This window comes from Photobacterium frigidiphilum (assembly GCF_003025615.1).
Taxonomy (GTDB): domain Bacteria; phylum Pseudomonadota; class Gammaproteobacteria; order Enterobacterales; family Vibrionaceae; genus Photobacterium; species Photobacterium frigidiphilum.
In genome coordinates this window covers 104,217-126,945 of sequence record NZ_PYMJ01000005.1, presented here as the reverse complement: position 1 = coordinate 126,945, position 22,729 = coordinate 104,217, and the positions used below count along the sequence as shown (strand labels likewise).

Sequence of the window (22,729 nt, the reverse complement as noted above, 5' to 3'; positions counted from 1 at the left end):
TACACAACAAATCAAAACTCATATCCGTGATGATCAGTCATGAACTCTTTGTAAGTCGAAGTGTCATATCCACATCGGCTAAGCCAGCTAATCATCTCGTCAGCATAAGTATTCAGGACCGTTTTATCCTGTTCAAGGATATAGTCAACATCAGAAGTTTTTGATAATTTATCTAACGCCGGACTTGCTATGGTACCAAAGTCAATATCATTGATTTCTGGTATATTTTCTCCAGCCAGACCTAAACAGTCTGGAATAACAGTTTCTTCCTTTTCAAAACAAAACACAAATGAATGCATATCAGCATCACGTTCAAACAGATCAACTGAATATTTCATACTACTTTTCAAAGTGACATTGAAATTTCTTAACGCTGCTTCTTTTAATATCCATAGAACCAAGCATATTTGTAATATCTGATTAATTAAACATTTATCTTCAACACCGTTAATATCTGAATTATCTGATTCATCTGAAAAATATGTATAAACCTCAGAGAAACATTCTTCAATTTTACATTTTAATTGTTCGGTACCAAGAGATTCATTTATTATCGTTTCAAATTTAGCAACAATAGAGTCAGTTGTGCTATCTTTATTAAGTCTTGTGGTAATACAAAGTAACCACGGTAAACCAACGACCTTTTGCATTTGATAATCAAGCAAATTATACATTGACATCAATGTATTATAAGACATGACATTATTGCAAAAATCTAAATTAATAAAATGATATTCGCCGAAATTCTTTACTCTTATCCAAGCATCAGAGTTTCGTTTCATTAAGTCTTCAAAATTAAACTTCTCAATTTTTGACTTACCTTCAATTCTTTCATTATCTAGAATTTTTGACAATTCACCTTCAGCTTTAGCAAAGTCAGTACTACTATTTATAAAACCATGAAAACCCAACCTTTTACTACCACTTCTTCTACTATTTATCATACCTTCATAGATATAATTGATATCAAGTAGATCTCCGCCTGGCAATCCAAAATAGTTCATAGAATCAATATTGTTATATTTACTACTTCCCATAAGTCTTTTAAATTGTTCTAACCATTGTTTATCTCTAATAAACTGCTTTCTTGGCTTATGCCAAGGCTTAAATTCTTTAGATAGAGGCTGAGTGATTGAACCAAAAACTTCATCATCAATTAGAGAGTCGTCAGAATCAAATAAGTTCATGTTCTAGCCCTCCAACTGTAGTATTTCAATCAAATCTATCACCAACAACTCTTGCCTTTCCACCGTTAGGTTTTCCAACAGATTATATGAGTCTAAGATTTGAAGTATCGCCTCTGATTTATTGATTATTTTCTTTTGTTTGATCTTATTTCTTTTTATAGGCTCGAATACTCTCTCAATTCTATCCTGTGATACGACAAAACTATCTACTGAATTTTCTACTTTACAAACAGTTGCCTCTTCTTCTTGCTCACCAAATACAATTAGATTAGATCTTTCATGCGGATCTTTTTGGTTAAAAACGTAACTTTTGGATACAATTTCATCTAACGCTTTTGAAAAGTCATCTTCATGAAAATTTTCAATTTCTTTCTTTTTCTCTCTCTTTATTTGCTTATATCTATTTACTACTTGTCTGATAGCACTATGTAGCCATCTCATAACTATCTGATAATGAGGGTGAGCTATATTAAAAGATTCACGATCAATGTTTAATGCTGAATCTAGACCTTTATGCACAAAGATTTCAATTGTAAGTTGACTTTTTATAGTATGTTCAGCTACCTGATGCTTCATAAATGTTTCATCAAACATAATACCTGAAGCGTCATTAATTCGAATTAATGAACCATTATGATCTCTTGGGCTAACTTTTGGTGTCCACAGCACATATGCTTCAAATTCCAAATCACCCGCTGAGTCTTCCAATGCCATATTGGATAAATTCGTCTGATACTTACCAATAAACAGTATTGGCTTTTTAATCATAGCTTTTGACTCAGGTAAGTTTGTAAACCTAAGCGGCCTAAATAATTTTATACCATCAACTAAGACATTAAATTCAGATTTTTCTATCTGGGCGGAAAAACCAAACTTATCTCCTAACTTATCCTCTTCATCCAACAACTCATTAGCATCATTTACCTGACCTTTTTTCCTATTATTAATTACGTATATGTCAGATATATCTTTTTTAGTTAGATTAAAAGGGTGCTTTTCTACATAGGGTAAAGGAATTGATAGGCCAAGAGTCCACAACATATTAAGATAGTTATCTAATACTAAATTTAATTTAGGACTAACTGCATTTTTTGTTTTATCCAAAATCCCTTCATACAGTTTTTTAAATCTATCTTCAGATGAAGTACTATCGGTCCAAGGTAGTTCGGGAGCTCTCGCCATTTCTTGTTGATAAACACCCGTTCCATCAGAATCCGTTTCTAGATAACCAACATGAAAATCAGGAAGTATCGCTTTAGAAGAATCTAGAATATCATCTACTTCTTCATCTAATTCAGTTTCATTCTCTGTTTGCCCCCAAATATCGACACTGCGCAATTGATCTTTCGCACTTCTTTTAATATTGCTCAATATGATATCTGTACCGTGAGCATTAATATTTTCAGTTTTTTCTGTCCAAATATCAACATTACCCGTTTGAAAGCTTTTTCCCCGTTCATCATCTGATTTTTTTTCTATGTTTTCTTCAGAGTAATTAAACAGTGAAACTTTCGCCCTTGAATAAAAAGGGTCTCCTTTTTGTTTAGTTATAATTTCAAAATCTCTAGTCAACTGAGCAACACTGAAAAGGCCAATACCAATTTTACCGATCAGCTTTCTCTTTTTATTTAGACTTAAAGAAGGATCATGCTCATCTGTTACTTTTAATTCTTGTCCTTTTATCGTTCTCTTTGCACTACCACCGATATGTCGAATCATATTAACTAAAGTATCAATGGACATACCGTTTCCATCATCTCTAATAGTCATAGAATTAAAGCGCGGTACATCTGTACTAACGTAGACATTCTCAGCATCAGCGTCGTAAGCGTTAGAAATTAGTTCTCTTATAGCTGAACCAGGTAGCCGATAAATACCATCAGTAACTCTCGCCAAAACCTTATCATCAGTTTCAAGCTTCGTTGTTTCACGGCTACCGCTTTTTATTTTGTTAATTAGCTCTACTTCTAATTCATTATCATTAGTCATTTTATATCCAGCCAACTACTTTATATTGAAAATTAATTTTCCAAGCGCCTCACCTAAAAGAGGAGGTACAGCATTCCCAATTTGGGTATATCTTGGGCATTCCTGAGTTCTTCTTTCCCCACCCGTCGTATACTTACCCAGAATATCAAAATTATCAGGAAATGATTGAATTCTAGCCATCTCTCTTACAGTAAGTATTCTTGGCTCAGAATAGTGCAGTAGGTCGTCAGGTAAAGTCGTTAATGTTTTGGATGGCTCGTTAGCGTTAAGTACAGTTATTGCTTGTTTCTTCGTTCCAATCTCCAAACGCATCGCATCATTCAAACTCACACCTGGTTTGCAGATCTGCTGAATTCTATTGAACTTCTCTATAGTTGTGTCTTTGTGACGTGCAAGTCGAAGACTATTGGGTTTATTTTTACCAGCATTTTTTCTTATAACTCGAAGGTACTTTGATGGTTTCTTTGGTTGGATGTAGTTGATTTGTTTAAACCCACTAACTTCACTTCCTGAGTGATAAACCAATCCATTTGTCTGGACTAATAAATCACCAATAGCATCACTGACCTTTACAGGACGCAATGGGAGCTTTTTATCAATCAAAAATTCTCTTTTTGTATCTGCTAATACTTCGAAGGGGTTTCTAAAATCTTTGCCGACAAACTCTTTTCGGACTCCGATCATAATGAATCGAGTTCTTTTCTGAGGAACACCAAAATCTGCACTACATAGAAAGTCTGTAAATACTTTGTAGCCAAGTTTTTCAAGCTTAGCTTTTACGATCATCGAATGAGGTTTTCTAGCCTTCTTACCTTCAGCTGGTTTGAAAGAGGCGTTAAATCCACGAACATTTTCTAATAGAAGATACTTAGGTGAGATAATTTCAACCATTTTTATGTATTCTTCTGATAGCTTGTTACGAGGATCTTTAGCATTTCGTCGACCAGCTAAAGAGAACCCCTGACATGGAGGCCCTCCAGCAATTAGGTCTACTTTACCTTTTAGCGCAGATAATTGTTCAGAGTATTTTTCAAGTAAGTCCTGAATAGTAGTTTCTTGTTTTGGTAACCAATCTGGCCAATTAAAATGAGCATGAACCCCATCAATCAGATTATGTTTAAAAGTAGAAAATGCCATTGAATCTTTTTCTACAGCAAATAGACCCTCCCAACCTGCATTACCAAGGCCTAGCGATAGTCCACCACACCCTGAGAAAAGGTCAATATAAGTGCCTTTTTTATGTAGCTCCAACTTATTTGACATTTACAAAAATACTCTTAAATTTTAATTGCATATAGATACTAATATTTTAAAGTAATTCTGGCAAAAGACCAGGACTAAAAGCTTTGCGCTTTGTGAGTTAGCATTGAATAAATTTTTAGATTCGTCAAAAAAACCTACAGGTAAACCAAGAAAATTAACTTGCAACACGTCATGGTGACACACATATTGATTAACATTTTAAACACCAAAAAATCAATAACAGGCTGATGTGCATCATAGTCTTCAATTAGCACTTCCATCGTATCTAAAAGCTCTTGATATTCGCTCATGCTGCACCTATTGAATCTCAATATTGAATTGAAAAGTTTGTTTCAGCAATGTCTGCATCTCTGCCTTTCTCGGCACATGATCTTCGGCAAAAAATCGTTTTGGATCAACCGTCACAAACCCCCAAAACTGTAGAAATCGTTCAATAAAGCGCGATTCAATCAAAGTACTCAGTAACTGGCTTGGCGATAAGCGTTCTTCGGATGAACAATCGAGCAGTAAATCAGGAAATGCTGTGGCCACTTCTTCAATCAATTGATCAACACTGGCATGAGTTTGCAAACGCCAAAGCATAAAGAGCCAAAAGGTTCTTAGATCAATATCGTGCTCCCATCCGTCTAGGTAGCCCCAATTGTATTGACTGGTTGCAGCTTCAAGCATGAGGTTGAAAAAAGCATGAACACCATGGCTTTGATACTGCTTTTGCGCAGATTTTTTCACATGATAACGACCACTTCGACGATAAATAATGCCAGCAATTTCCGCCAAGATACGGGTATAGTGCAGCGCATTAAATTTATCTTCGTTGTTGCCGGAAAATTCACTTATGCTGATATTCGTTTGATGTCGAGAGACAGCAAACTCGGGCAATACATCACTGGCTTGCTTAACCAGTTTTGTGGGCAAGTTGCCTTTACTGGTCGCCTTAAACGAACCGCCATTCTGCATGGCTTCGTCCAAAATGAGCACTAAATAGCGCATTACAGGGCTAGTAGATAAATCATCTGTCGTGCTTATTGTGACCCAATCCAATTCATTGAATGACGCATACAACCAATTAGCCATTTGTGTTGGCGAGAGGCCACAAAAATCCGTATTCGGCCGATTATTACATTCATTCATTTTGTGCTGCGTAACTACATTTAACTCCTCCAAAGTTAAATCAGGGTTCATCGCAACGATTTGCTCGAAATCATCGAACACCTCTGCATGCTGTTTTGAAACACTGTTCATGCAACAACGTTTGTACTTGTTCCCACTACCACACGGGCAAGGTTCATTTCGGCATGGCTTCATATTTTATCTACTCGCATATTTATCTTAACTCTACGTCACCTCAAACAAGAAGAGCCGCGTTTTCTTGCTTTCGTTGAGCTAGTGTTTTCTCTATCGCTAACAAGGTTGTCTTGCTGATCCCTTGTTGCTGTGCAAGGTGCGTAAACTGGCTAAGCGCCTCAACGACTTCATGGATGCAATGCCGCGCCTCTTGCCAAGTAGCAAAACCCGCACTGGCAGCCAGCTTTTGCATCGCCTTAAGCGGTGGCGCTTTTCCGTACCCGCCAAAGGCCGTTGCATGTTCATTAAAAGGATGAGGGCTATAAGTCACATCATAAAAAGGAGCTGGCTGCCACTGACCATCATCAGTCTGTAAAAAAGCCCAGTTTTTACTGTGATCATCTTGGTTGGCGGCAAATAAATTAAATATAGCGCGACGAAATTGTAGTTGCCCAGCAGCAGGTGACATACATAATTGGCGACTGGCCTTAATTAAATCGACATAATCCAGACTTGGGCTACGAAAATCGGCATCTAATAGGCCACAAGCACTGTGCATATGTAAGCGGCCGGCGCTGTTCAAACTCGGAATATAATCAAAGCGTTTTACTGCAAGCCAAGCCATCGCGCCGCTGCTTTGTGGTGCGCTAATAAGTTGCCAGTTGGGCGGTTGGCATTTTGCTTGTTCCGCCATCTGTAAATAAACCGCTTCACACAGGCCCTCTTCATGGCCAAGCGCGAGGTTCTTAGAGGTAAACTTGACCAGCCAAGCTTCATCATCAGGCATAGCAAAGGTACGGCAATGGTTAGCATCCCCAGCGGGCATATAGATCTGTGCTTTTGGCCGAGCACCACCAGAGCTCCCTACGGCAACCAAGGTCGCCAGTACCTGTTGGGTGCTACCGCCTAAGTCATCCGTCTCTTTATAGTCAAGCACGGATTGATCAAATAAAGTTTGTGCTTCCAACCCTAGCGTTGCTAGGTCAATATCAGAGCGTTCATCTAACGAGAATTCCGATACGGGCGTAAAGGATAAGGCGCCCATTCCCTGGAGCCCAACAAAAGCCAGCCGATCCATCGCGGTTAGCTGTGCTGGCAGAATTCCCTGCTGACGAAACACGCGATCTTGTAACAGTAATCCCCAACCATCGGGAAGGCTATCGCCAAAAACACCATGAATACCCTGATGCGGTTGTCTGGGCGCAGGCTGTAGTCGATCGTCAGCTTGCAGAGTAAAAGGTGATAAATTACCAAACTTCCCGATATATTTTTCATCGTACTGGAAGAAAACCCCTTGTCGGTTTTGAGCCAACACGCCCACCGGGACAACCTCACCCGTTGCGAGAGTACGCTGAACACTCAGCTTCTGAATCGGTTTAAAACTCATCTTTCAGCACCTCTTCTATACTGGTCGGTAAAGCTGAGCGAGCAGAGCTTGCTTGTGTCAGTTGATAGAGCCGATCAAGTGAGTCCAACGACTGCCACAGTAGCAGTAGCTGGCGAAATGAAATTTGCCCAGTAAGTTCAAACTTTTTGATGGTTGAAGCGGGCACACAACTGCGCTTGGCAAGCGCTTCACGCGACAGCTTCGCCTCTTTACGCAAACCACGCAGATGAGTAGCAAAAGCCTGGCTAACATCGGTATCATCTAAAAGTGAAAAACGCATATAAAGCCAAAAAAAAGACACAGTAATGTCTATTATAGCCCAAACTATCGATTAATGGACACAGCAGGGCCCAAACATATAGAGCAAACACTAACCTGCCTAGCTAAAAACGTTGAAAACTGGTATTTTGTCGTAGGCAACAGCACTTTGCTTCCGGTAACAGGCAGTAGTAATACTGCCTTTTACGGTTCATCATCACACTCTTTAGCGTTAAAATTCAAAATACGAATAGTCTGAGATTAGCCATAAATCCATCTAGGCTTAAGTTGACGGCTTATAAAGTCGCATTAACCGTATAAAAGATGAAATTTCCAGCAATCAGATAATTTCAATTTTGCGCAATTCGTGATAATCTGCGCGCCCTTCTAGCACTGAGTGAAAATAGGCAATGAGCAAAGGTACTCTATACATCGTGTCGGCACCAAGTGGCGCTGGTAAATCAAGTTTGATTAATGCGTTGCTTGAAACTAATCCGACCTATGACATGAAAGTATCCGTTTCCCACACGACTCGCGGTATGCGACCTGGTGAAGAAAATGGTGTTCATTACAATTTTATTAGTGTTGAAGAGTTCACAGAACTAACCGAACAAGAGTCATTCCTTGAACATGCTGAAGTATTTGGTAATTATTACGGTACATCACGCCCTTGGATTGAAGACCAGCTGAACAAAGGTATTGATGTCTTTTTAGATATTGATTGGCAGGGTGCGCGTCAAATCCGCATACAAATGCCAGCGGCGAAAAGCCTCTTCATTTTACCACCTTCAAAAGAAGAATTAGAGCGTCGTTTAAATGCTCGTGGTCAAGACAGTGAAGCCATAATTGCACGTCGTATGCAAGAAGCTCGTTCTGAAATTTCTCATTACAACGAATATGACTATGTTATCGTGAATGATGATTTCGATGCTGCGTTAATGGACTTTAAAGCCATTATTCGTGCAGAACGATTGAAGCAAGACAAGCAAACTGCTAAATATAACAGTATGCTAAATGCTCTACTGGCAGAACAGTAAGTATTTATATACAATTTTCTTTCTCATTATATAACCACTGGAGTCCTCCATGGCACGCGTAACCGTTCAAGACGCTGTTGATAAAATTGGCAACCGTTTCGACCTGATCCAAATTGCTTCACGCCGTGCGCGTCAATTGCAAACGGGCGGCAAGGATCCATTGGTACCAGAAGAAAACGACAAATACACAGTGATCGCACTTCGTGAAATCGAAGAAGGCCTAATCACTAAAGATATCCTAGATGCTCGCGAGCGTCAGGAACTGCAAGAGCAAGAAGCAGCAGAACTAGCTGCTGTTAGTGCAATTGCAGGCGACCACCACCACCACCGTTAATTCAGGGAACCGGGCGAATTGTATCTATTTGATAGCCTGAAAGAAGTCGCAATCGAATACCTGCCAGAGTCTCAAATTGAGGCTCTTCGGCAGGCGTATCTCGTTGCGCGTGATGCCCATGAAGGGCAAACCCGCTCAAGCGGTGAACCTTATATTATCCACCCTATTGCTGTTGCCCGCATTCTTGCGGAAATGCGCCTCGATCAAGAGACGCTCATGGCAGCCTTACTCCACGACGTTATCGAAGATACCGAAGTCACGAAAGAAGACCTTGCAAGTCGCTTTGGTGATACCGTAGCCGAACTCGTCGATGGTGTTTCAAAGCTGGATAAACTTAAGTTTCGTGACCGCAAAGAAGCTCAGGCCGAGAACTTCCGTAAAATGATCATGGCGATGGCTCATGACATTCGCGTTATTCTTATCAAGCTCGCTGACCGTACGCATAACATGCGCACGTTGGGTGCTTTACGCCCAGATAAGCGTCGCCGAATTGCCCGCGAAACCTTAGAAATATTTTCTCCCCTCGCTCACCGTTTAGGTATCCATAACATCAAAACAGAACTCGAAGAGTTAGGCTTTGAAGCGTTATACCCAAATCGTTATCGCGTTCTTAAAGGGGTTGTTGCTGCTGCGCGTGGTAACAGAAAAGAAATGATCAATAAGATTCACGCTGAAATCGAGGGACGTCTCGAAGATGCGGGGATCGAAGGCAAAGTCTTAGGCCGCGAAAAGAATCTTTACTCCATCTATAACAAGATGAAAAACAAAGAACAGCGATTCCATTCTATTATGGATATTTACGCTTTCCGGGTTTTAGTTAAAGATTTAGATACTTGTTATCGAGTATTAGGGCAAGTACATAACTTGTACAAGCCGCGCCCAAGCCGCATGAAAGACTACATTGCCATCCCTAAAGGCAATGGTTACCAGTCATTACATACTTCATTAGTTGGCCCTCACGGTGTACCTGTCGAAGTACAAATTCGTACTGACGATATGGACCAGATGGCTGACAAAGGTGTTGCTGCTCATTGGTCTTACAAGAAAAATGGCGAAAGCTCTGGCACAACCGCTCAGGTTAAAGCACAGCGCTGGATGCAAAGTTTACTTGAGCTTCAACAAAGTGCCGGTAGTTCATTCGAATTCATTGAAAACGTTAAATCTGATCTGTTCCCAGATGAAATTTACGTCTTCACGCCAAAAGGCAGAATCGTTGAATTGCCTGTAGGTGCAACGGCCGTTGACTTCGCGTATGCAGTACACACTGACGTAGGTAATGCCTGTGTCGGTTCGCGCGTTAATCGTCAACCTTATCCATTAAGCAAGCCACTGAAAAACGGTCAGACCGTTGATATTATCAGTGCGCCCGGTGCTCGCCCTAATGCAGCATGGCTTAATTATGTAGTGACAGCACGTGCACGTACGAAGATCCGTCAGGTTCTTAAAACCATGCGCCGTGAAGAGTCCATTACATTGGGTAAACGCCTAATCAACCATGCACTTGGTGAACTGAATATTGATCAAGTTGATTCAACTCGCCTACAACAACTACTGACCGATCAGCGTCTAGAAACATCAGATGATTTGCTGGTTGAAATTGGTTTAGGTGAGTTAATGAGCATTGTTGTAGCACGTCGCTTACTTGGTAATACTGAAGATAGCCATTCTACAGATGCTAATACGGGTCGTCGGATGCCGATTCGTGGCGCCGATGGTATTTTAATGACCTTCGCCAATTGTTGTCACCCACTGCCGGGCGATGCAATTATGGCGCATGTTAGCCCAGGTAAAGGCTTGGTTATCCACCGCGAAGAATGCTCTAACATTCGTGGCTACCAGCGTGAACCTGATAAATATATGCCTGTTGAATGGAGTGAAGACTTCGAACATGAATTTGTAACCACCTTAAAAGTGGATATGCAAAATCACCAAGGTGCACTGGCTGATTTAACCAATACCATTGCAGCAACGGGTTCTAATATTCAAGGTTTGGCGACAGAAGAAAAAGATGGCCGTTTATATACCATCACTGTTCGTCTCACGACTAAGAGCCGTATTCATTTGGCCAAGATTATGCGACATATTCGTGTGATGCCAAATGTTGTACGTGTGGCACGACAAAAGAACTAATCAGCAGACATGAAATAATGAGAATACTATACACTCATATTTCATCTCTCTAAGATAAAACAGACGCCCGTTTACGGGCGTTTTCTTTATGGTTTAGATAAAAAAGATATTATGACTCCTGATCGTTACCAACGTATTCATTCAGTACTCGCCACTCGCCAACCAGATTTAACGGTTTGCATGGAAGAAGTACATAAACCTAATAATGTTTCTGCCATTATCCGCACCGCTGATGCTGTGGGTATTCATAAAGTGCATGCTGTTTGGCCCAAAGAAAATATGCGAGTACTGAGTAATACGTCAGCCGGAGCGCGTAACTGGGTTGAACTCGATACCCACGACAATATGGTCGATGCCATTACGCACCTAAAAGCGCAAGGTATGCAGGTATTAGCAACTAACTTGTCAGATACGGCAATTGATTTTCGTGATGTGGATTACACCAAGCCGACGGCAATTATCTTAGGCGGTGAAAAAAATGGGATCACCGCTGAAGCATTAGCGATGGCCGATCAAGATATCATCATCCCTATGGTTGGCATGGTACAGTCTTTGAATGTATCGGTAGCAAGTGCCTTAATCTTGTATGAAGCACAACGCCAGCGTCAAAATGCAGGGATGTACGAACGCGAAAAAACTTTATTGCCAGATGAGGTGGTTCATCGCATTCTATTTGAACGCGGTCACCCTGTATTGGCAAAAGTTGCTCGCCGAAAAGGGCTACCTTATCCACCGCTTGATGATGAAGGTCAGATTGTGGCTGATGATAATTGGTGGGCGACCATGCAGGCTATCGAACCTAAAAAGAACAAATAAAAGAATAAAGGATCAACATAAGCAATGAGCGGACAATTATTAGAAACCATCGCCCTGACAGAGTTGTCTGGCGTTGGCGCTAAAATGGCAGAGAAACTCGAAAAAGTCGGTCTAACGTCGGTTCAAGATCTGCTTTTTCACCTGCCCCTCCGCTATGAAGACCGTACTCGTATCTGGCCAATTGCTCAGGCGATGCCCGGTCAACACATTGCTGTTCAAGGCGAAGTGCTCAATAGCAGCATTACGTTTGGAAAACGTCGTATGCTAACGGTCCGCATTGCCGACGATAGTGGCTCTGCAACATTACGCTTCTTCAATTTCAATGCGGCAATGCAAAATAGCCTAGCTGAAGGTAAACAAGTTAAAGCGTTTGGCGAAATTAAACGCGGTAAATTTGGGCTGGAAATCATCCACCCCGATTACTCGGTGTTTGCAGAATCAGCATCACTCACTGGTGAAGAAACACTGACGCCAGTTTACCCAACCACGGAAGGACTACGCCAGCTCACTCTGCGAAATCTGACCGACCAAGCACTGAGTTTACTCGACAAAGCTGCCGTTACTGAGTTACTGCCTGAAGGCTTATACGACCGACAAATGACCATGGCACAGGCGCTGCACGTAATGCACCGTCCCACCCCAGATGTCTCTCTCGATCAACTCGAAGCCGGTAAACATCCAGCACAGCACCGATTAATTCTCGAAGAGTTGTTAGCCCAAAACTTATCGATGTTGGCCGTTCGCAGTAAAAGCCAGCAACATAGTGCGTGGCCATTAGCAGCATGTAATAACCCAGCAGATAGCCTGAAAGGAAAATTACTGGCGAGTTTACCGTTCAGCCCAACCAACGCCCAACAACGTGTGGTGGCAGACATTGAAGCTGACCTTATAAAACCGTTACCCATGATGCGCTTAGTACAAGGTGACGTAGGCTCAGGCAAAACATTGGTTGCCGCACTCGCTGCCTTACGTGCGATTCAACATGGTTTTCAAGTCGCCCTAATGGCGCCAACAGAACTGCTGGCTGAACAACACGTCCAAAACTTTGCCCAATGGCTAAACCCAATGGACATTCAAGTCGGTTGGATGGCCGGAAAACTCAAAGGCAAAGCCCGCGAAACAGAGTTAGCCCGCATTGAAAGTGGCGAAGCTAAAATGGTGGTCGGTACACATGCCTTATTTCAAGACCATGTCACCTTCAAAAATTTAGCGTTAGTCATTATTGATGAACAACACCGCTTTGGGGTACATCAACGTTTAGAGCTACGAGAAAAAGGGGCAAATGAAGGGCGTTATCCGCACCAGCTCATCATGACCGCAACCCCTATTCCACGCACGCTGGCGATGACGGCTTATGCCGATCTTGAAACCTCGGTCATTGATGAGTTACCACCAGGCCGTACACCCGTTCAAACTGTCGCACTACCCGATTCTCGCCGCGCTGCCATCGTAGAGCGTATTCGTTCAGCTTGTCAAAATGAAGGACGTCAAGCCTATTGGGTGTGTACCCTTATCGATGAATCTGAAGTATTAGAAGCCCAAGCGGCATCTGATACCGCCGATGAGCTGACCGCCCAACTGCCCGAATTAAACGTGGGATTAGTGCACGGTCGAATGAAAGCAGCAGAAAAACAAGAGATTATGCGCCGCTTTAAAGCCAGAGAGTTGCAGCTATTGGTCGCAACAACGGTGATTGAAGTCGGGGTAGATGTACCGAACGCTAGCTTAATGGTGATTGAAAACCCTGAACGCTTAGGGTTGGCCCAGCTCCACCAGCTACGTGGTCGGGTTGGTCGAGGCAAAGTGGCGAGTCACTGTGTTTTGCTATACCACGCGCCATTATCAAAAACCGCGCAGAAACGGTTGGGCGTATTACGCGATAGTAGTGATGGTTTTGTTATTGCTCAGCGCGACCTCGAAATCCGAGGGCCAGGAGAACTGCTTGGCACCAAACAAACCGGTATTGCTGACTTTAAAATTGCCGATCTGGTACGAGACCAACACTTGATCCCACAGGTACAGAAACTGGCACGCTACATTCACCAGCAATACCCTAACAATGCCAAAGCCATTGTACAGCGCTGGTTAGGACAACGAGAAAATTACTCAAACGCCTAATGCACTCAGTCATTTCTCTCACTCATACAAGGCAGCGTTCTAATCAATTAGCGCAGCCTTGTTGAAAAACCATCACGAAAGCATGTAAACATTATGTTATTCCGCTCGCTTTATGCCTCTTACTGCTTTTCTATTCCTCACTGTGATCTCGGCACACCTGTAAAAATCTCGCCTCTAGCCCATTAGCTACTTTTTTAGCTTACTGATGCTGTTTTATCGTGAAAGAAAAATAAATCATCAACAAACAAAGCAAACGTTTGCTATTTACGGCAAGATAATTACAATAGCGCACAAATTTCACCCACTTTCACTTCTCCTTGTGTTCGTTTGGATCTGAGTAACAGCAATCACAGAACTATCCAGCATTCACGTATCAATGCCCATTCAGCGCATTCGATCGGGATTAAGAAGTAAGCTTAAGGAATAAAACTGCCATGACCCGCCAGCATTGCGACATTGAAATACCACGAAATTCAGATCTCATTTACCGTTTAGAAGATCGACCGCCGCTACCACAAACACTGTTTGCGGCCACTCAGCACTTACTGGCTATGTTTGTTGCTGTGATCACACCGTCGTTGATTATCTGCCAGGCATTGGGTTTACCTGCAAGCGATACCAATACCATCGTTAGCATGTCTTTATTCGCTTCTGGTATTGCTTCATTTATCCAAATTCGTACATTTGGCCCTATTGGCTCGGGTTTACTGTCTATTCAAGGTACCAGTTTCAACTTCTTAGGCCCTATTATTGGGGCAGGCTTAGCCCTAAAGGCTGGTGGCGCGGATGTTCCGACGATGATGGCTGCCATCTTTGGTACCATTTTGGTGGCTTCATTAACCGAAGTGTTCATCTCTCGCGTACTGCAACACGCACAACGTATTATCACCCCGCTAGTATCAGGTATCGTTGTCACCCTGATCGGTCTAACCCTGATCCAGATCGGTCTAACATCAGTGGGTGGTGGTTATGCCGCGATTAACGACGGCAGCTTTGGTAGCCTTGAAAACTTAATGCTTGCAGGTACAGTATTAGGTTTCATTGTTTTATTAAACCGCGTCAAGAATCCTTACCTACGCGTTTCATCGATTGTGATCGCCATGGCGGCAGGAACGGTATTGGCTTGGTTCACGGGTATGCTCAATCCCCCTCAAGAAACGCAACATGCCTTCATGGCGATTCCAATGCCGATGCAATATGGCCTGGGCTTTGATTGGGGACTGCTTATTCCGCTAGTGATCGTTTTTGCGATTACATCACTTGAGGCAATTGGAGATATCACCGCAACATCAGAAACCTCTGAACAACCTGTTGCTGGCCCTCTTTATTTGAAGCGTATTAAAGGCGGCGTATTAGCCGATGGCATTAACTCAGCCATGGCATCCGTATTAAATAGCTTCCCTAATTCAACCTTCAGCCAAAATAACGGCATCATTCAGTTAACAGGTGTAGCGAGTCGTTATATCGGATATTTCGTTGCAGGCATGCTGGTGCTGTTAGGTTTATTTCCTGGGGTTGCAAACCTTGTTCAGTTAATTCCAGAGCCTGTACTGGGCGGTGCAACGATTGTGATGTTCGGTACAATCGCCGCTTCTGGCATTCGTATTATTTCGCGCTGCGATCTAGACCGTCGTGCCATTCTTATTATGGCGTTGTCTTTCTCTATGGGGCTGGGCATTGCTCAGAAACCTGAAATTCTGCAATTTATGCCAGATTGGGTGAAAGGTATTTTATCGTCAGGCATGGCAGCTGGTGGTATCACTGCAATTATCCTGAATCTTGTACTTCCTGAAGAGAAGAAAAACGCAGACTAAGCCTTATAGACTGGCAATCGACATATAAAAAAACGCGCATAATGCGCGTTTTTTTATTCTACTTACCTTTTGATTTTACTTAACCAAAGGCAAGGTGATCTGGACTTTCAAACCACCGTCACGACGATTAGTCACGGTAATCACCCCATCGTGTTGGTCGATAATCCGTTTTACTATTGCTAAACCTAACCCGGTACCTTCAGCATCACTGCCACGAGCAGAATCACCACGGGTTAAAGGTTGGAACATACGAGAGACCTGATCTTCTTGGATCCCAGGCCCATTATCTTCCACACAATACCATGCTAATTTTCGATCTGCGGATGTACCACTTGAAATTTTAACCCAGCCATTGCCATAGCGAAGGGCATTCACCACTAAATTAGCAACACAGCGTTTCATCGCGACAGCATTCGCCTCAATGCGTCCCGGAGTATCACTCAACCCGAGTTCAACTTCGTTCTCGTACCCGCCTTCACTCTCTGCGACTTCTTGTAACAAGTCATTCAGATCAATAATTTCCATTGCTGGCTTTTTGGTTGATTTAAGATAGTCCATAAACTGACTAATGATCTCATTACACTCTTCTGTGTCTTTGGTCATGCCATCGGCTAAATAACTGTCTTCTGGCGACATCATTTCAGTGGCTAAGCGAATACGGGTTAACGGTGTGCGTAAATCATGGCTAACGCCCGCCAATAATAAAGCACGATCATCTTCAAGCTGTTTAATCCCTTCAGCCATCTGGTTAAAGGCCTTGGTTACCGCGCGGACCTCTGACGCCCCTTGTTCAGGTAAAATAGGAGGGATCTCGCCACGAGCAACTAATAATGCAGCCCGCTCTAACTCAACCAACGGTCTGTTTTGCATCCGAATAAATAACCAGCCCCCCGCAATCACCATAAAGGCAATAATCAGGCTATAACGAAACAGCGGTGAGAAGTCTTCTTCTTGCAGTTCCGATAATGGGATCCGCATAAGGTAACCAGGCATCGCATCACATTTCATCCACAACACATAACTTTCAGCACCCAGCACTAAACGTACTTCCGTTTTAGCATCAAGTTCCTCAGACATTTCTTCACTGAGATACTCGATTTCTGTGGCACTGTTATATTCTTTAAGATCAGGGTCATCGATTGAATGCAATGTCACGCCAAGTTGAGCCAGCAACTGGCGACGCACTGGCTGTTCGAGGTGGAAAATTTCACCGTCATCGAGATCCAGATCCAGATCCTCTTGCAACATCAAGCGCACTTCATACGCAATAATACGATTAAATTGCTGCAAGCTAGGAAGAAGGGCGTAATTAAGCACGGTCAAATACGAGAAAATCTGACTTGCTATAAGCAAGCCAGATAATAGAACAAGCGTACGGGTAAATGTACTGCGGGGAGAAATTCGCATGGTTTACTTCTCGTTGCCATCGGGAACGAAGACGTAACCTAAACCCCATACTGTTTGAATATAACGAGGGCGACTTGGATCTTCTTCAACCATTCGGCGTAAACGAGAGATCTGCACATCAATAGAACGTTCCATCGCAGAATATTCACGACCACGCGCCATATTCATTAATTTATCACGCGACATAGGTTCACGTGAATTGGTCACTAACGCTTTTAATACCGCAAATTCGCCAGAGGTTAGCGGCATAGGCTCTTCCCCACGGAACATCTCGCGCGTACCTAGATTCAAACGGAATTCACCAAACTCAACGATTTTGCTATCAATACTTGGGGCACCAGGTGCTTCAATCGTCTGGCGGCGTAACACGGCACGAATACGAGCCAGTAGTTCACGCGGATTAAACGGTTTTGGCAAATAATCATCTGCGCCAACTTCTAACCCCACAATACGATCAACTTCATCGCCTTTTGCGGTTAGCATTAAAATCGGTAGCACACTATTGGCATTACGTAAGCGACGACAAATAGATAAGCCATCTTCACCTGGTAGCATTAAATCTAGCACCATTAAGTGGAATGTTTCACGGGATAACAAGCGGTCCATTTGCTCGCCGTTTGCGACGCTACGTACTTGGAAACCTTGTTCCGACAAGTAACGTTCTAATAATGCGCGTAAACGCATGTCGTCATCAACAACCAGAATTTTATAATTTTCCTGCATATCTCACCTTACCTGCATCGATCGTGTTATCGAGTTGTGTGCGTATCTTACTCGAGTCAACCTGACAGAAGCTTAATTTCGCCGCTAAATGTAACCGTAAATTGTAACTGGGTATGTCTGTTTATTGCTCATCAATGCTTTTTACATACGTTTAGCACATATGGCCACAAATGAAACAGTACCTAAGTTACCTTAAAGGATAGAAAATTTCTAAATCGCTATCCATACTATGAACCAGAATGTAAAAATTATCTAAATCAATCTGCGAAATACTCGATGAAGGTACAGGACGAACCATGAAAACCAATTTAATTACCCGTGAAGGTTATGACAAACTCAAAAAAGAGCTCGATTTCCTTTGGCGAGAAGAACGTCCAGAGATAACCAAGAAAGTCACTTGGGCTGCAAGCCTAGGTGACCGTAGTGAAAATGCTGACTATCAATACAATAAAAAGCGCCTACGGGAAATCGACCGCCGAGTACGTTATTTACGAAAACGGCTTGAAATCGTCAAAGTCGTCGATTACTCCCCTCAGCAAGATGGCAAAGTATTTTTTGGCGCATTTGTTGAAATTGAAAATGAAGAAGCCGAGCAGAAAGCATTCCGTATCGTTGGTCCAGATGAAATCTATGGCAGGAATGACTACATTTCGATTGATTCCCCAATGGCACGCGCGTTATTAAAGAAAGAGATAGATGAAGAGTTTGAAGTGGTGACCCCCCAGGGCAAGAAGCTGTGGTTTGTAAATACGATTCGCTATGCGTAATTAGAACCAACAACAATCGGATAAACCTCACAAAACCAACATTATCGAAACCACCAGAACAGCACTGCCCGATGTAATCATTGAGCAGGCTGATAGTTAGCACAGTATGAGGTTTTTCTTGATGTCACATCACACCACTTTACTTACCTTCACTCTTTAACTCTTGCTGGCACATTAGCTCTTGCTGACATAAGGTAAAAAAAGCATGTGCTTGGGGTGAAATATGGCGATCTAACAATCGAAAAATGCCAATTTCCCGCTCAACAACGGGGTCAATCAATGGGATCCACACTAATGTTTTCACATCGGTCGGAAAAGCGAGTTTAGGCAAGGTGGTAATACCGATACCCAACTCTAGTACTGAAAATAATGAGGTAATATTTTCAACCGAATACAAGGCACTTTCTGCCAATACCCGTGCGGGGGTCGGCGCCAATAATGTGCAGGTGCCATTTTTTATAAACGGATAGGCTTCAAGCTGCTGCCACGCCAGTCCATTTTTAAACGCTGCTAGCGGATGGTCAGATAAACACACCACACCTAATGGGTCTGAAATTAAAGGCGTAAAATCAATACGGCTATCATTAATATGCAAGCAGTTCCCCAGTGCAAGGTCAACCTCGCCAGCTAGCAACCGCAGCTCAACACCAGCCGCATTATCATCAATTAACGACACTTCCACCTGTGGGTGACATGCCGTAAAAGCCGCTAATACTTTCGGGATCAGCTTAGCCGCAACGGAAGGAACACTGCCAATACGCACTTGTCCTAATTGCCCAACCGCTGCCGCACTCAGATCACACGTCAAACTCTGATAATGATTTAAGAACTGCCGGATCTTGGGCAAACATATTTCGCCAAACGGAGTGAGCTTCACTTTATGCCCCGCTTCAAACAAGGTCTGCCCCAGAATTTTCTCGAGTTCTTTCACTGCCGTCGATAAGGCAGCTTGGGATCGGTTTGCCTTGCTGGATGCAGCACGAAATCCCCCTTCATCCACTACCAGTACAAAATATTTTAACTGCTGCAGCTTAATATCCATTTCTCTACGTATCCTTTATCACCCGTTTGTGAGTAGCCGAGCTTCATCCTCCTTCTATTGATAAATAAAACTTATCAATTGTCAAAAATAAAGCGTTAGATTTATCACTATTTTTTGTGCATGATTTAACCACATTGAAACATATACGCAACATAACGGAATGACCTATGCCAGCCCAACTAGCCAAAACACCTGTAAAAACAGAGCTCTTCGCATCTAAAGCACCCTTAGAGTGGGCTGTCGTGAATAACGGCACATTGTATACAGCGCAAATCCCAATTGATCAGCAAGGTGTCGTTGTTGAAGGTGGTATCGAGGCGCAAACACGCCAAACCATGAATAACCTGGTTCATACCCTTGAATGCGCAGGCGTTTCTACCGATGCGGTATTACAAGTACTGATCTATGTTACCGACCGCAGCTATCTTGCGACCGTCAACCAAGTCTACGCAGAATACTTCAACGCCCCTTTCCCTAACCGTGCAGCCGTTGTTGTAGCAGGTTTAGCGCGTGAAGAAATGCTGGTTGAGCTCGTGGTTTACGCTGCCGTCGACTCATAAATAGCCTTCGCGGCATTAACGCGAAGCAGCAAGAACATTACGCAAAACGTAAAGAATCGCCCTAATTAAATTACGCCACATAACAAGGATTTCTCATGACATTTGAAGCTGAAAAAGCCCTCTACATTGCTGGTGAATGGCAATCAGGTATCTCTACTGTAGCCAACATCAACCCTTCAGATATCTCTCAGCAATTAGGTAATTTTGCACAAGCAAGCCAACAGCAAGTGCAGCAAGCGATTGATGCGGCTAAAACAGCGCAGCCTGAATGGGAAAAAACCCCGTTAGAGCACAAGCAAAAAGTATTGCAAGCAATCGGTGATGAGCTTATTACCCGTTGTGATGAATTAGGCTCCTTGCTCTCAAGCGAAGAGGGCAAACCGTTTGCCGAAGGCCGTGGTGAAATATTCCGTGCAGGTCAATTCTTCCAGTACTATGCGGCTGAAGTACTGCGCCAAATGGGCGATCTCGCCCAATCGACTCGCCCAGGGGTATCGGTAGAAGTGAGCCGCGAAGCCGTCGGCGTTGTCGCGATCATCTCTCCTTGGAATTTCCCAACCGCAACGGCAGCATGGAAAATTGCCCCTGCGCTGGCCTTTGGTAACAGTGTGATCTGGAAGCCAGCCAACCTTACTCCAGCAAGTGCTGTTGCATTAACTGAAATCATTCATCGCCAAGGTTTACCTGCCGGTACATTTAACTTGGTACTAGGCAGCGGTTCTGAAGTCGGTAATACCCTAATTAATTCAGACCAGATTAATGCCGTTAGCTTCACAGGTTCAGTCGATACAGGCCGGAAAGTCGCTATCGCAACAGCACCTAACTTTGTTCGTTGTCAGTTAGAAATGGGCAGTAAAAATGCCTTGGTCATCGCTGATGATGCCGATATTCATACTGCTGTTGAAGCCACGATTATGGGTTCATTTTCGGGTGCAGGTCAGAAATGTACCGCTTCTTCTCGCTTAGTCGTACTCAATAGCATTCATGATGCGTACGTTGATGCCTTAATCAAACGCATGAGCACATTAAAGATTGGTCACGCCCTGCAAGATGGCGTGTTCATGGGGCCAGTTGTGGATGACAAACAACTCGCATCAAACATGTCATGGATAGATAAAGCTCGAGGTCACGGTGCTGAGTTAGCCTTTGGTGGCGAGCAGCTTAACCTAGAACACGAAGGTTACTACATGTCACCGACCTTGTTCTTGAATACGAAAAACGGTTGGGATGTAAACCAAGAAGAAGTCTTCGCTCCGATGGCGAGTGTCATTCGCGTCAACGATCTCGAGGAAGCAATTGCCACAGTCAACGATACACGCTTTGGCTTAACAGGCGGCATCATCACGCAAAGCCTGCGCACCAGCGCATTGTTCAAGCAACAAGCACAAACAGGCTGTGTCATGGTGAACCTACCAACAGCAGGAACGGATTATCACGTGCCGTTTGGTGGCCGTAAACAATCAAGCTTTGGCCCTCGTGAACAAGGTCAGTACGCAAAAGAGTTCTACACCATTGTGAAAACCGCGTACCAGCGCCCTTACTAAGGAACGTCTTATGTATCAGGATCGTATCATTATTGATGGTTTGCAGTATTGCAATTGGGATCGCGCGTATTTTGAAACACTGAAAGCGAGCGGCATTACCGCTGTTCATGCCACGGTGGTTTACCACGAAACAGCACGCGAAACCTTAACGCGCTTTGCAGAATGGAATCTTCGTTTTGAGCACAACAGTGATCTCATTATGCCGATTATGAGCATGGAAGATGTCACCACAGCCAAAGCAACCGGGCGAGTCGGTATTTTCCTTGGTGCGCAAAACTGCTCACCGATTGATGATGAAATAGGCCTGATCAGTGTGATGCGCCAACAAGGGTTGCTGATCATGCAGCTGACTTATAACAACCAGAGTCTACTGGCGACAGGATGTTATGAGCAAGAAGATGCAGGTGTGACGCGTTTTGGTAAACAAGCGATTGCCGAGATGAATCGAGTGGGAATGATTGTGGATATGTCTCACAGTGCTGAACGCTCAACGCTAGAAGCTATCGACATATCTTCTCGCCCGATTTGTATCAGCCATGCAAACCCGAATTTTGCGCACCCAGCGTTACGAAATAAATCGAATGAAGTTATTCAATCATTAGCCAATCGCGGCGGTTTGATTGGATTTAGTTTGTACCCGTTTCACTTACCCAATAGCAGCCAATGTACCTTAGAAACATTTTGCCAAATGGTCGCAGATAGCGCCGAATTAATTGGCGTAGATCATCTCGCTATCGGCAGTGATTTATGCCTGAACCAACCACAAGAAGTGCTGGAGTGGATGCGAAATGGTCGTTGGTCGAAAGCCATGGACTACGGTGAGGGCTCGTCAAGTAATTCAGGCTGGCCTGATGCACTTCCGTGGTTTTGTGACAGCAAGGGAATGGAAAACATTTACCACGGCTTGATACAACAAGGCTTTAGCGAAACTGAAAGCAGCCAAGTCATGGGAGGAAACTGGTTCAACTTCTTACAGGATGGCTTAACACCAGTCAGCTAAACTCAATCATGGCCTGCGCATAATAATTGCCTTAAGCAGGCCTATAGCAAACATTTTGTCCAAGCAATA

The 22,729-nt window shown here is 43.2% G+C and carries 20 protein-coding genes; 10 read left to right on the top strand and 10 right to left on the bottom strand.

From position 1 onward, the window contains the following. Window positions 1–11 precede the first annotated feature (11 nt). The 7 genes from C9J12_RS06800 to C9J12_RS06770 all read right to left on the bottom strand — a co-directional run bounded on the left by C9J12_RS06800 (window position 12) and on the right by C9J12_RS06770 (window position 7,390). Entirely contained in the window at window positions 12–1,187 is a 1,176-nt protein-coding gene (locus C9J12_RS06800) for a PP_RS20740 family protein (protein ID WP_107242032.1), read from the bottom strand. Between the two features lie 3 nt (window positions 1,188–1,190). Further along, window positions 1,191–3,176, bottom strand: coding sequence for an ATP-binding protein (locus C9J12_RS06795; protein ID WP_227876294.1), 1,986 nt, complete (start codon window positions 3,174–3,176; stop codon window positions 1,191–1,193). A gap of 15 nt (window positions 3,177–3,191) precedes the next feature. Further along, the gene (locus tag C9J12_RS06790) at window positions 3,192–4,439 is read right to left on the bottom strand and encodes a DNA cytosine methyltransferase (RefSeq protein WP_107242030.1); all 1,248 of its coding nucleotides are present in this window, start codon (window positions 4,437–4,439) and stop codon (window positions 3,192–3,194) included. Between the two features lie 134 nt (window positions 4,440–4,573). After that, the gene (locus C9J12_RS31055; RefSeq protein WP_227876293.1) at window positions 4,574–4,729 is read right to left on the bottom strand and encodes a hypothetical protein; all 156 of its coding nucleotides are present in this window, start codon (window positions 4,727–4,729) and stop codon (window positions 4,574–4,576) included. Between the two features lie 7 nt (window positions 4,730–4,736). Further along, window positions 4,737–5,744: a YecA family protein gene (locus C9J12_RS06780; protein WP_107242029.1), complete on the bottom strand. Its 1,008-nt coding sequence runs from the start codon at window positions 5,742–5,744 to the stop codon at window positions 4,737–4,739. Window positions 5,745–5,784: 40 nt separating this feature from the next. Further along, window positions 5,785–7,110 carry a type II toxin-antitoxin system HipA family toxin gene (locus C9J12_RS06775; RefSeq protein WP_107242028.1) on the bottom strand — a complete coding sequence of 442 codons (1,326 nt, stop codon included), beginning with the start codon at window positions 7,108–7,110 and terminating at the stop codon, window positions 5,785–5,787. After that, window positions 7,100–7,390, bottom strand: coding sequence for a helix-turn-helix domain-containing protein (locus tag C9J12_RS06770; protein WP_011217009.1), 291 nt, complete (start codon window positions 7,388–7,390; stop codon window positions 7,100–7,102). Before C9J12_RS06770 ends, C9J12_RS06775 begins: the two co-directional genes overlap by 11 nt. A 388-nt stretch (window positions 7,391–7,778) precedes the next feature. Here C9J12_RS06770 and gmk point away from each other — a divergent pair, with 388 nt between their 5' ends. From gmk to C9J12_RS06740, 6 genes are all read left to right on the top strand, one after another. After that, window positions 7,779–8,405: a guanylate kinase gene (gmk, locus tag C9J12_RS06765; RefSeq protein ID WP_006233311.1), complete on the top strand. Its 627-nt coding sequence runs from the start codon at window positions 7,779–7,781 to the stop codon at window positions 8,403–8,405. A gap of 49 nt (window positions 8,406–8,454) precedes the next feature. Beyond that, entirely contained in the window at window positions 8,455–8,739 is a 285-nt protein-coding gene (gene rpoZ, locus C9J12_RS06760) for a DNA-directed RNA polymerase subunit omega (RefSeq protein WP_011217007.1), read from the top strand. Window positions 8,740–8,757: 18 nt separating this feature from the next. After that, the gene (spoT, locus tag C9J12_RS06755) at window positions 8,758–10,869 is read left to right on the top strand and encodes a bifunctional GTP diphosphokinase/guanosine-3',5'-bis pyrophosphate 3'-pyrophosphohydrolase (protein WP_107242027.1); all 2,112 of its coding nucleotides are present in this window, start codon (window positions 8,758–8,760) and stop codon (window positions 10,867–10,869) included. Between the two features lie 111 nt (window positions 10,870–10,980). Continuing rightward, entirely contained in the window at window positions 10,981–11,685 is a 705-nt protein-coding gene (gene trmH, locus C9J12_RS06750; RefSeq protein WP_107242026.1) for a tRNA (guanosine(18)-2'-O)-methyltransferase TrmH, read from the top strand. 24 nt (window positions 11,686–11,709) lie between these two features. Beyond that, window positions 11,710–13,803 carry an ATP-dependent DNA helicase RecG gene (gene recG, locus C9J12_RS06745; RefSeq protein ID WP_107242025.1) on the top strand — a complete coding sequence of 698 codons (2,094 nt, stop codon included), beginning with the start codon at window positions 11,710–11,712 and terminating at the stop codon, window positions 13,801–13,803. 434 nt (window positions 13,804–14,237) lie between these two features. Then, window positions 14,238–15,617 carry a uracil-xanthine permease family protein gene (locus C9J12_RS06740; protein ID WP_107242024.1) on the top strand — a complete coding sequence of 460 codons (1,380 nt, stop codon included), beginning with the start codon at window positions 14,238–14,240 and terminating at the stop codon, window positions 15,615–15,617. Window positions 15,618–15,692: 75 nt separating this feature from the next. Here C9J12_RS06740 and envZ read toward each other — a convergent pair whose 3' ends face one another. Next, entirely contained in the window at window positions 15,693–17,024 is a 1,332-nt protein-coding gene (gene envZ / locus C9J12_RS06735; RefSeq protein ID WP_107242023.1) for a two-component system sensor histidine kinase EnvZ, read from the bottom strand. Window positions 17,025–17,027: 3 nt separating this feature from the next. Next, window positions 17,028–17,747: an osmolarity response regulator transcription factor OmpR gene (gene ompR, locus C9J12_RS06730; protein ID WP_006233304.1), complete on the bottom strand. Its 720-nt coding sequence runs from the start codon at window positions 17,745–17,747 to the stop codon at window positions 17,028–17,030. 296 nt (window positions 17,748–18,043) lie between these two features. On the opposite strand from ompR, the gene greB reads away from it, so the two are divergent. Then, window positions 18,044–18,514, top strand: coding sequence for a transcription elongation factor GreB (greB, locus tag C9J12_RS06725; RefSeq protein WP_107242022.1), 471 nt, complete (start codon window positions 18,044–18,046; stop codon window positions 18,512–18,514). A 139-nt stretch (window positions 18,515–18,653) separates the two neighbouring features. On the opposite strand, the gene C9J12_RS06720 is transcribed toward greB, so the two are convergent. Continuing rightward, window positions 18,654–19,556, bottom strand: a complete 903-nt coding sequence (locus C9J12_RS06720; protein ID WP_107242021.1) for a LysR family transcriptional regulator — start codon at window positions 19,554–19,556, stop codon at window positions 18,654–18,656. A gap of 167 nt (window positions 19,557–19,723) precedes the next feature. Here C9J12_RS06720 and C9J12_RS06715 point away from each other — a divergent pair, with 167 nt between their 5' ends. From C9J12_RS06715 to C9J12_RS06705, 3 genes are all read left to right on the top strand, one after another. Then, entirely contained in the window at window positions 19,724–20,116 is a 393-nt protein-coding gene (locus C9J12_RS06715) for a RidA family protein (protein ID WP_107242020.1), read from the top strand. Window positions 20,117–20,211: 95 nt separating this feature from the next. After that, the gene (locus C9J12_RS06710; RefSeq protein WP_107242019.1) at window positions 20,212–21,660 is read left to right on the top strand and encodes an aldehyde dehydrogenase family protein; all 1,449 of its coding nucleotides are present in this window, start codon (window positions 20,212–20,214) and stop codon (window positions 21,658–21,660) included. 10 nt (window positions 21,661–21,670) lie between these two features. Continuing rightward, window positions 21,671–22,660, top strand: coding sequence for a membrane dipeptidase (locus C9J12_RS06705; protein WP_107242018.1), 990 nt, complete (start codon window positions 21,671–21,673; stop codon window positions 22,658–22,660). Window positions 22,661–22,729: the final 69 nt, after the last annotated feature.

What these genes read in the sequence shown, in the direction of transcription:
- C9J12_RS06800 (WP_107242032.1), bottom strand. Translation starts at nt 1,187, where the DNA reads ATGAACTTATTTGATTCTGACGACTCTCTAATTGATGATGAAGTTTTT.
- C9J12_RS06795 (WP_227876294.1), bottom strand. Translation starts at nt 3,176, where the DNA reads ATGACTAATGATAATGAATTAGAAGTAGAGCTAATTAACAAAATAAAA.
- C9J12_RS06790 (WP_107242030.1), bottom strand. Translation starts at nt 4,439, where the DNA reads ATGTCAAATAAGTTGGAGCTACATAAAAAAGGCACTTATATTGACCTT.
- C9J12_RS31055 (WP_227876293.1), bottom strand. Translation starts at nt 4,729, where the DNA reads ATGAGCGAATATCAAGAGCTTTTAGATACGATGGAAGTGCTAATTGAA.
- C9J12_RS06780 (WP_107242029.1), bottom strand. Translation starts at nt 5,744, where the DNA reads ATGAAGCCATGCCGAAATGAACCTTGCCCGTGTGGTAGTGGGAACAAG.
- C9J12_RS06775 (WP_107242028.1), bottom strand. Translation starts at nt 7,110, where the DNA reads ATGAGTTTTAAACCGATTCAGAAGCTGAGTGTTCAGCGTACTCTCGCA.
- C9J12_RS06770 (WP_011217009.1), bottom strand. Translation starts at nt 7,390, where the DNA reads ATGCGTTTTTCACTTTTAGATGATACCGATGTTAGCCAGGCTTTTGCT.
- gmk (WP_006233311.1), top strand. Translation starts at nt 7,779, where the DNA reads ATGAGCAAAGGTACTCTATACATCGTGTCGGCACCAAGTGGCGCTGGT.
- rpoZ (WP_011217007.1), top strand. Translation starts at nt 8,455, where the DNA reads ATGGCACGCGTAACCGTTCAAGACGCTGTTGATAAAATTGGCAACCGT.
- trmH (WP_107242026.1), top strand. Translation starts at nt 10,981, where the DNA reads ATGACTCCTGATCGTTACCAACGTATTCATTCAGTACTCGCCACTCGC.
- recG (WP_107242025.1), top strand. Translation starts at nt 11,710, where the DNA reads ATGAGCGGACAATTATTAGAAACCATCGCCCTGACAGAGTTGTCTGGC.
- C9J12_RS06740 (WP_107242024.1), top strand. Translation starts at nt 14,238, where the DNA reads ATGACCCGCCAGCATTGCGACATTGAAATACCACGAAATTCAGATCTC.
- envZ (WP_107242023.1), bottom strand. Translation starts at nt 17,024, where the DNA reads ATGCGAATTTCTCCCCGCAGTACATTTACCCGTACGCTTGTTCTATTA.
- ompR (WP_006233304.1), bottom strand. Translation starts at nt 17,747, where the DNA reads ATGCAGGAAAATTATAAAATTCTGGTTGTTGATGACGACATGCGTTTA.
- greB (WP_107242022.1), top strand. Translation starts at nt 18,044, where the DNA reads ATGAAAACCAATTTAATTACCCGTGAAGGTTATGACAAACTCAAAAAA.
- C9J12_RS06720 (WP_107242021.1), bottom strand. Translation starts at nt 19,556, where the DNA reads ATGGATATTAAGCTGCAGCAGTTAAAATATTTTGTACTGGTAGTGGAT.
- C9J12_RS06715 (WP_107242020.1), top strand. Translation starts at nt 19,724, where the DNA reads ATGCCAGCCCAACTAGCCAAAACACCTGTAAAAACAGAGCTCTTCGCA.
- C9J12_RS06710 (WP_107242019.1), top strand. Translation starts at nt 20,212, where the DNA reads ATGACATTTGAAGCTGAAAAAGCCCTCTACATTGCTGGTGAATGGCAA.
- C9J12_RS06705 (WP_107242018.1), top strand. Translation starts at nt 21,671, where the DNA reads ATGTATCAGGATCGTATCATTATTGATGGTTTGCAGTATTGCAATTGG.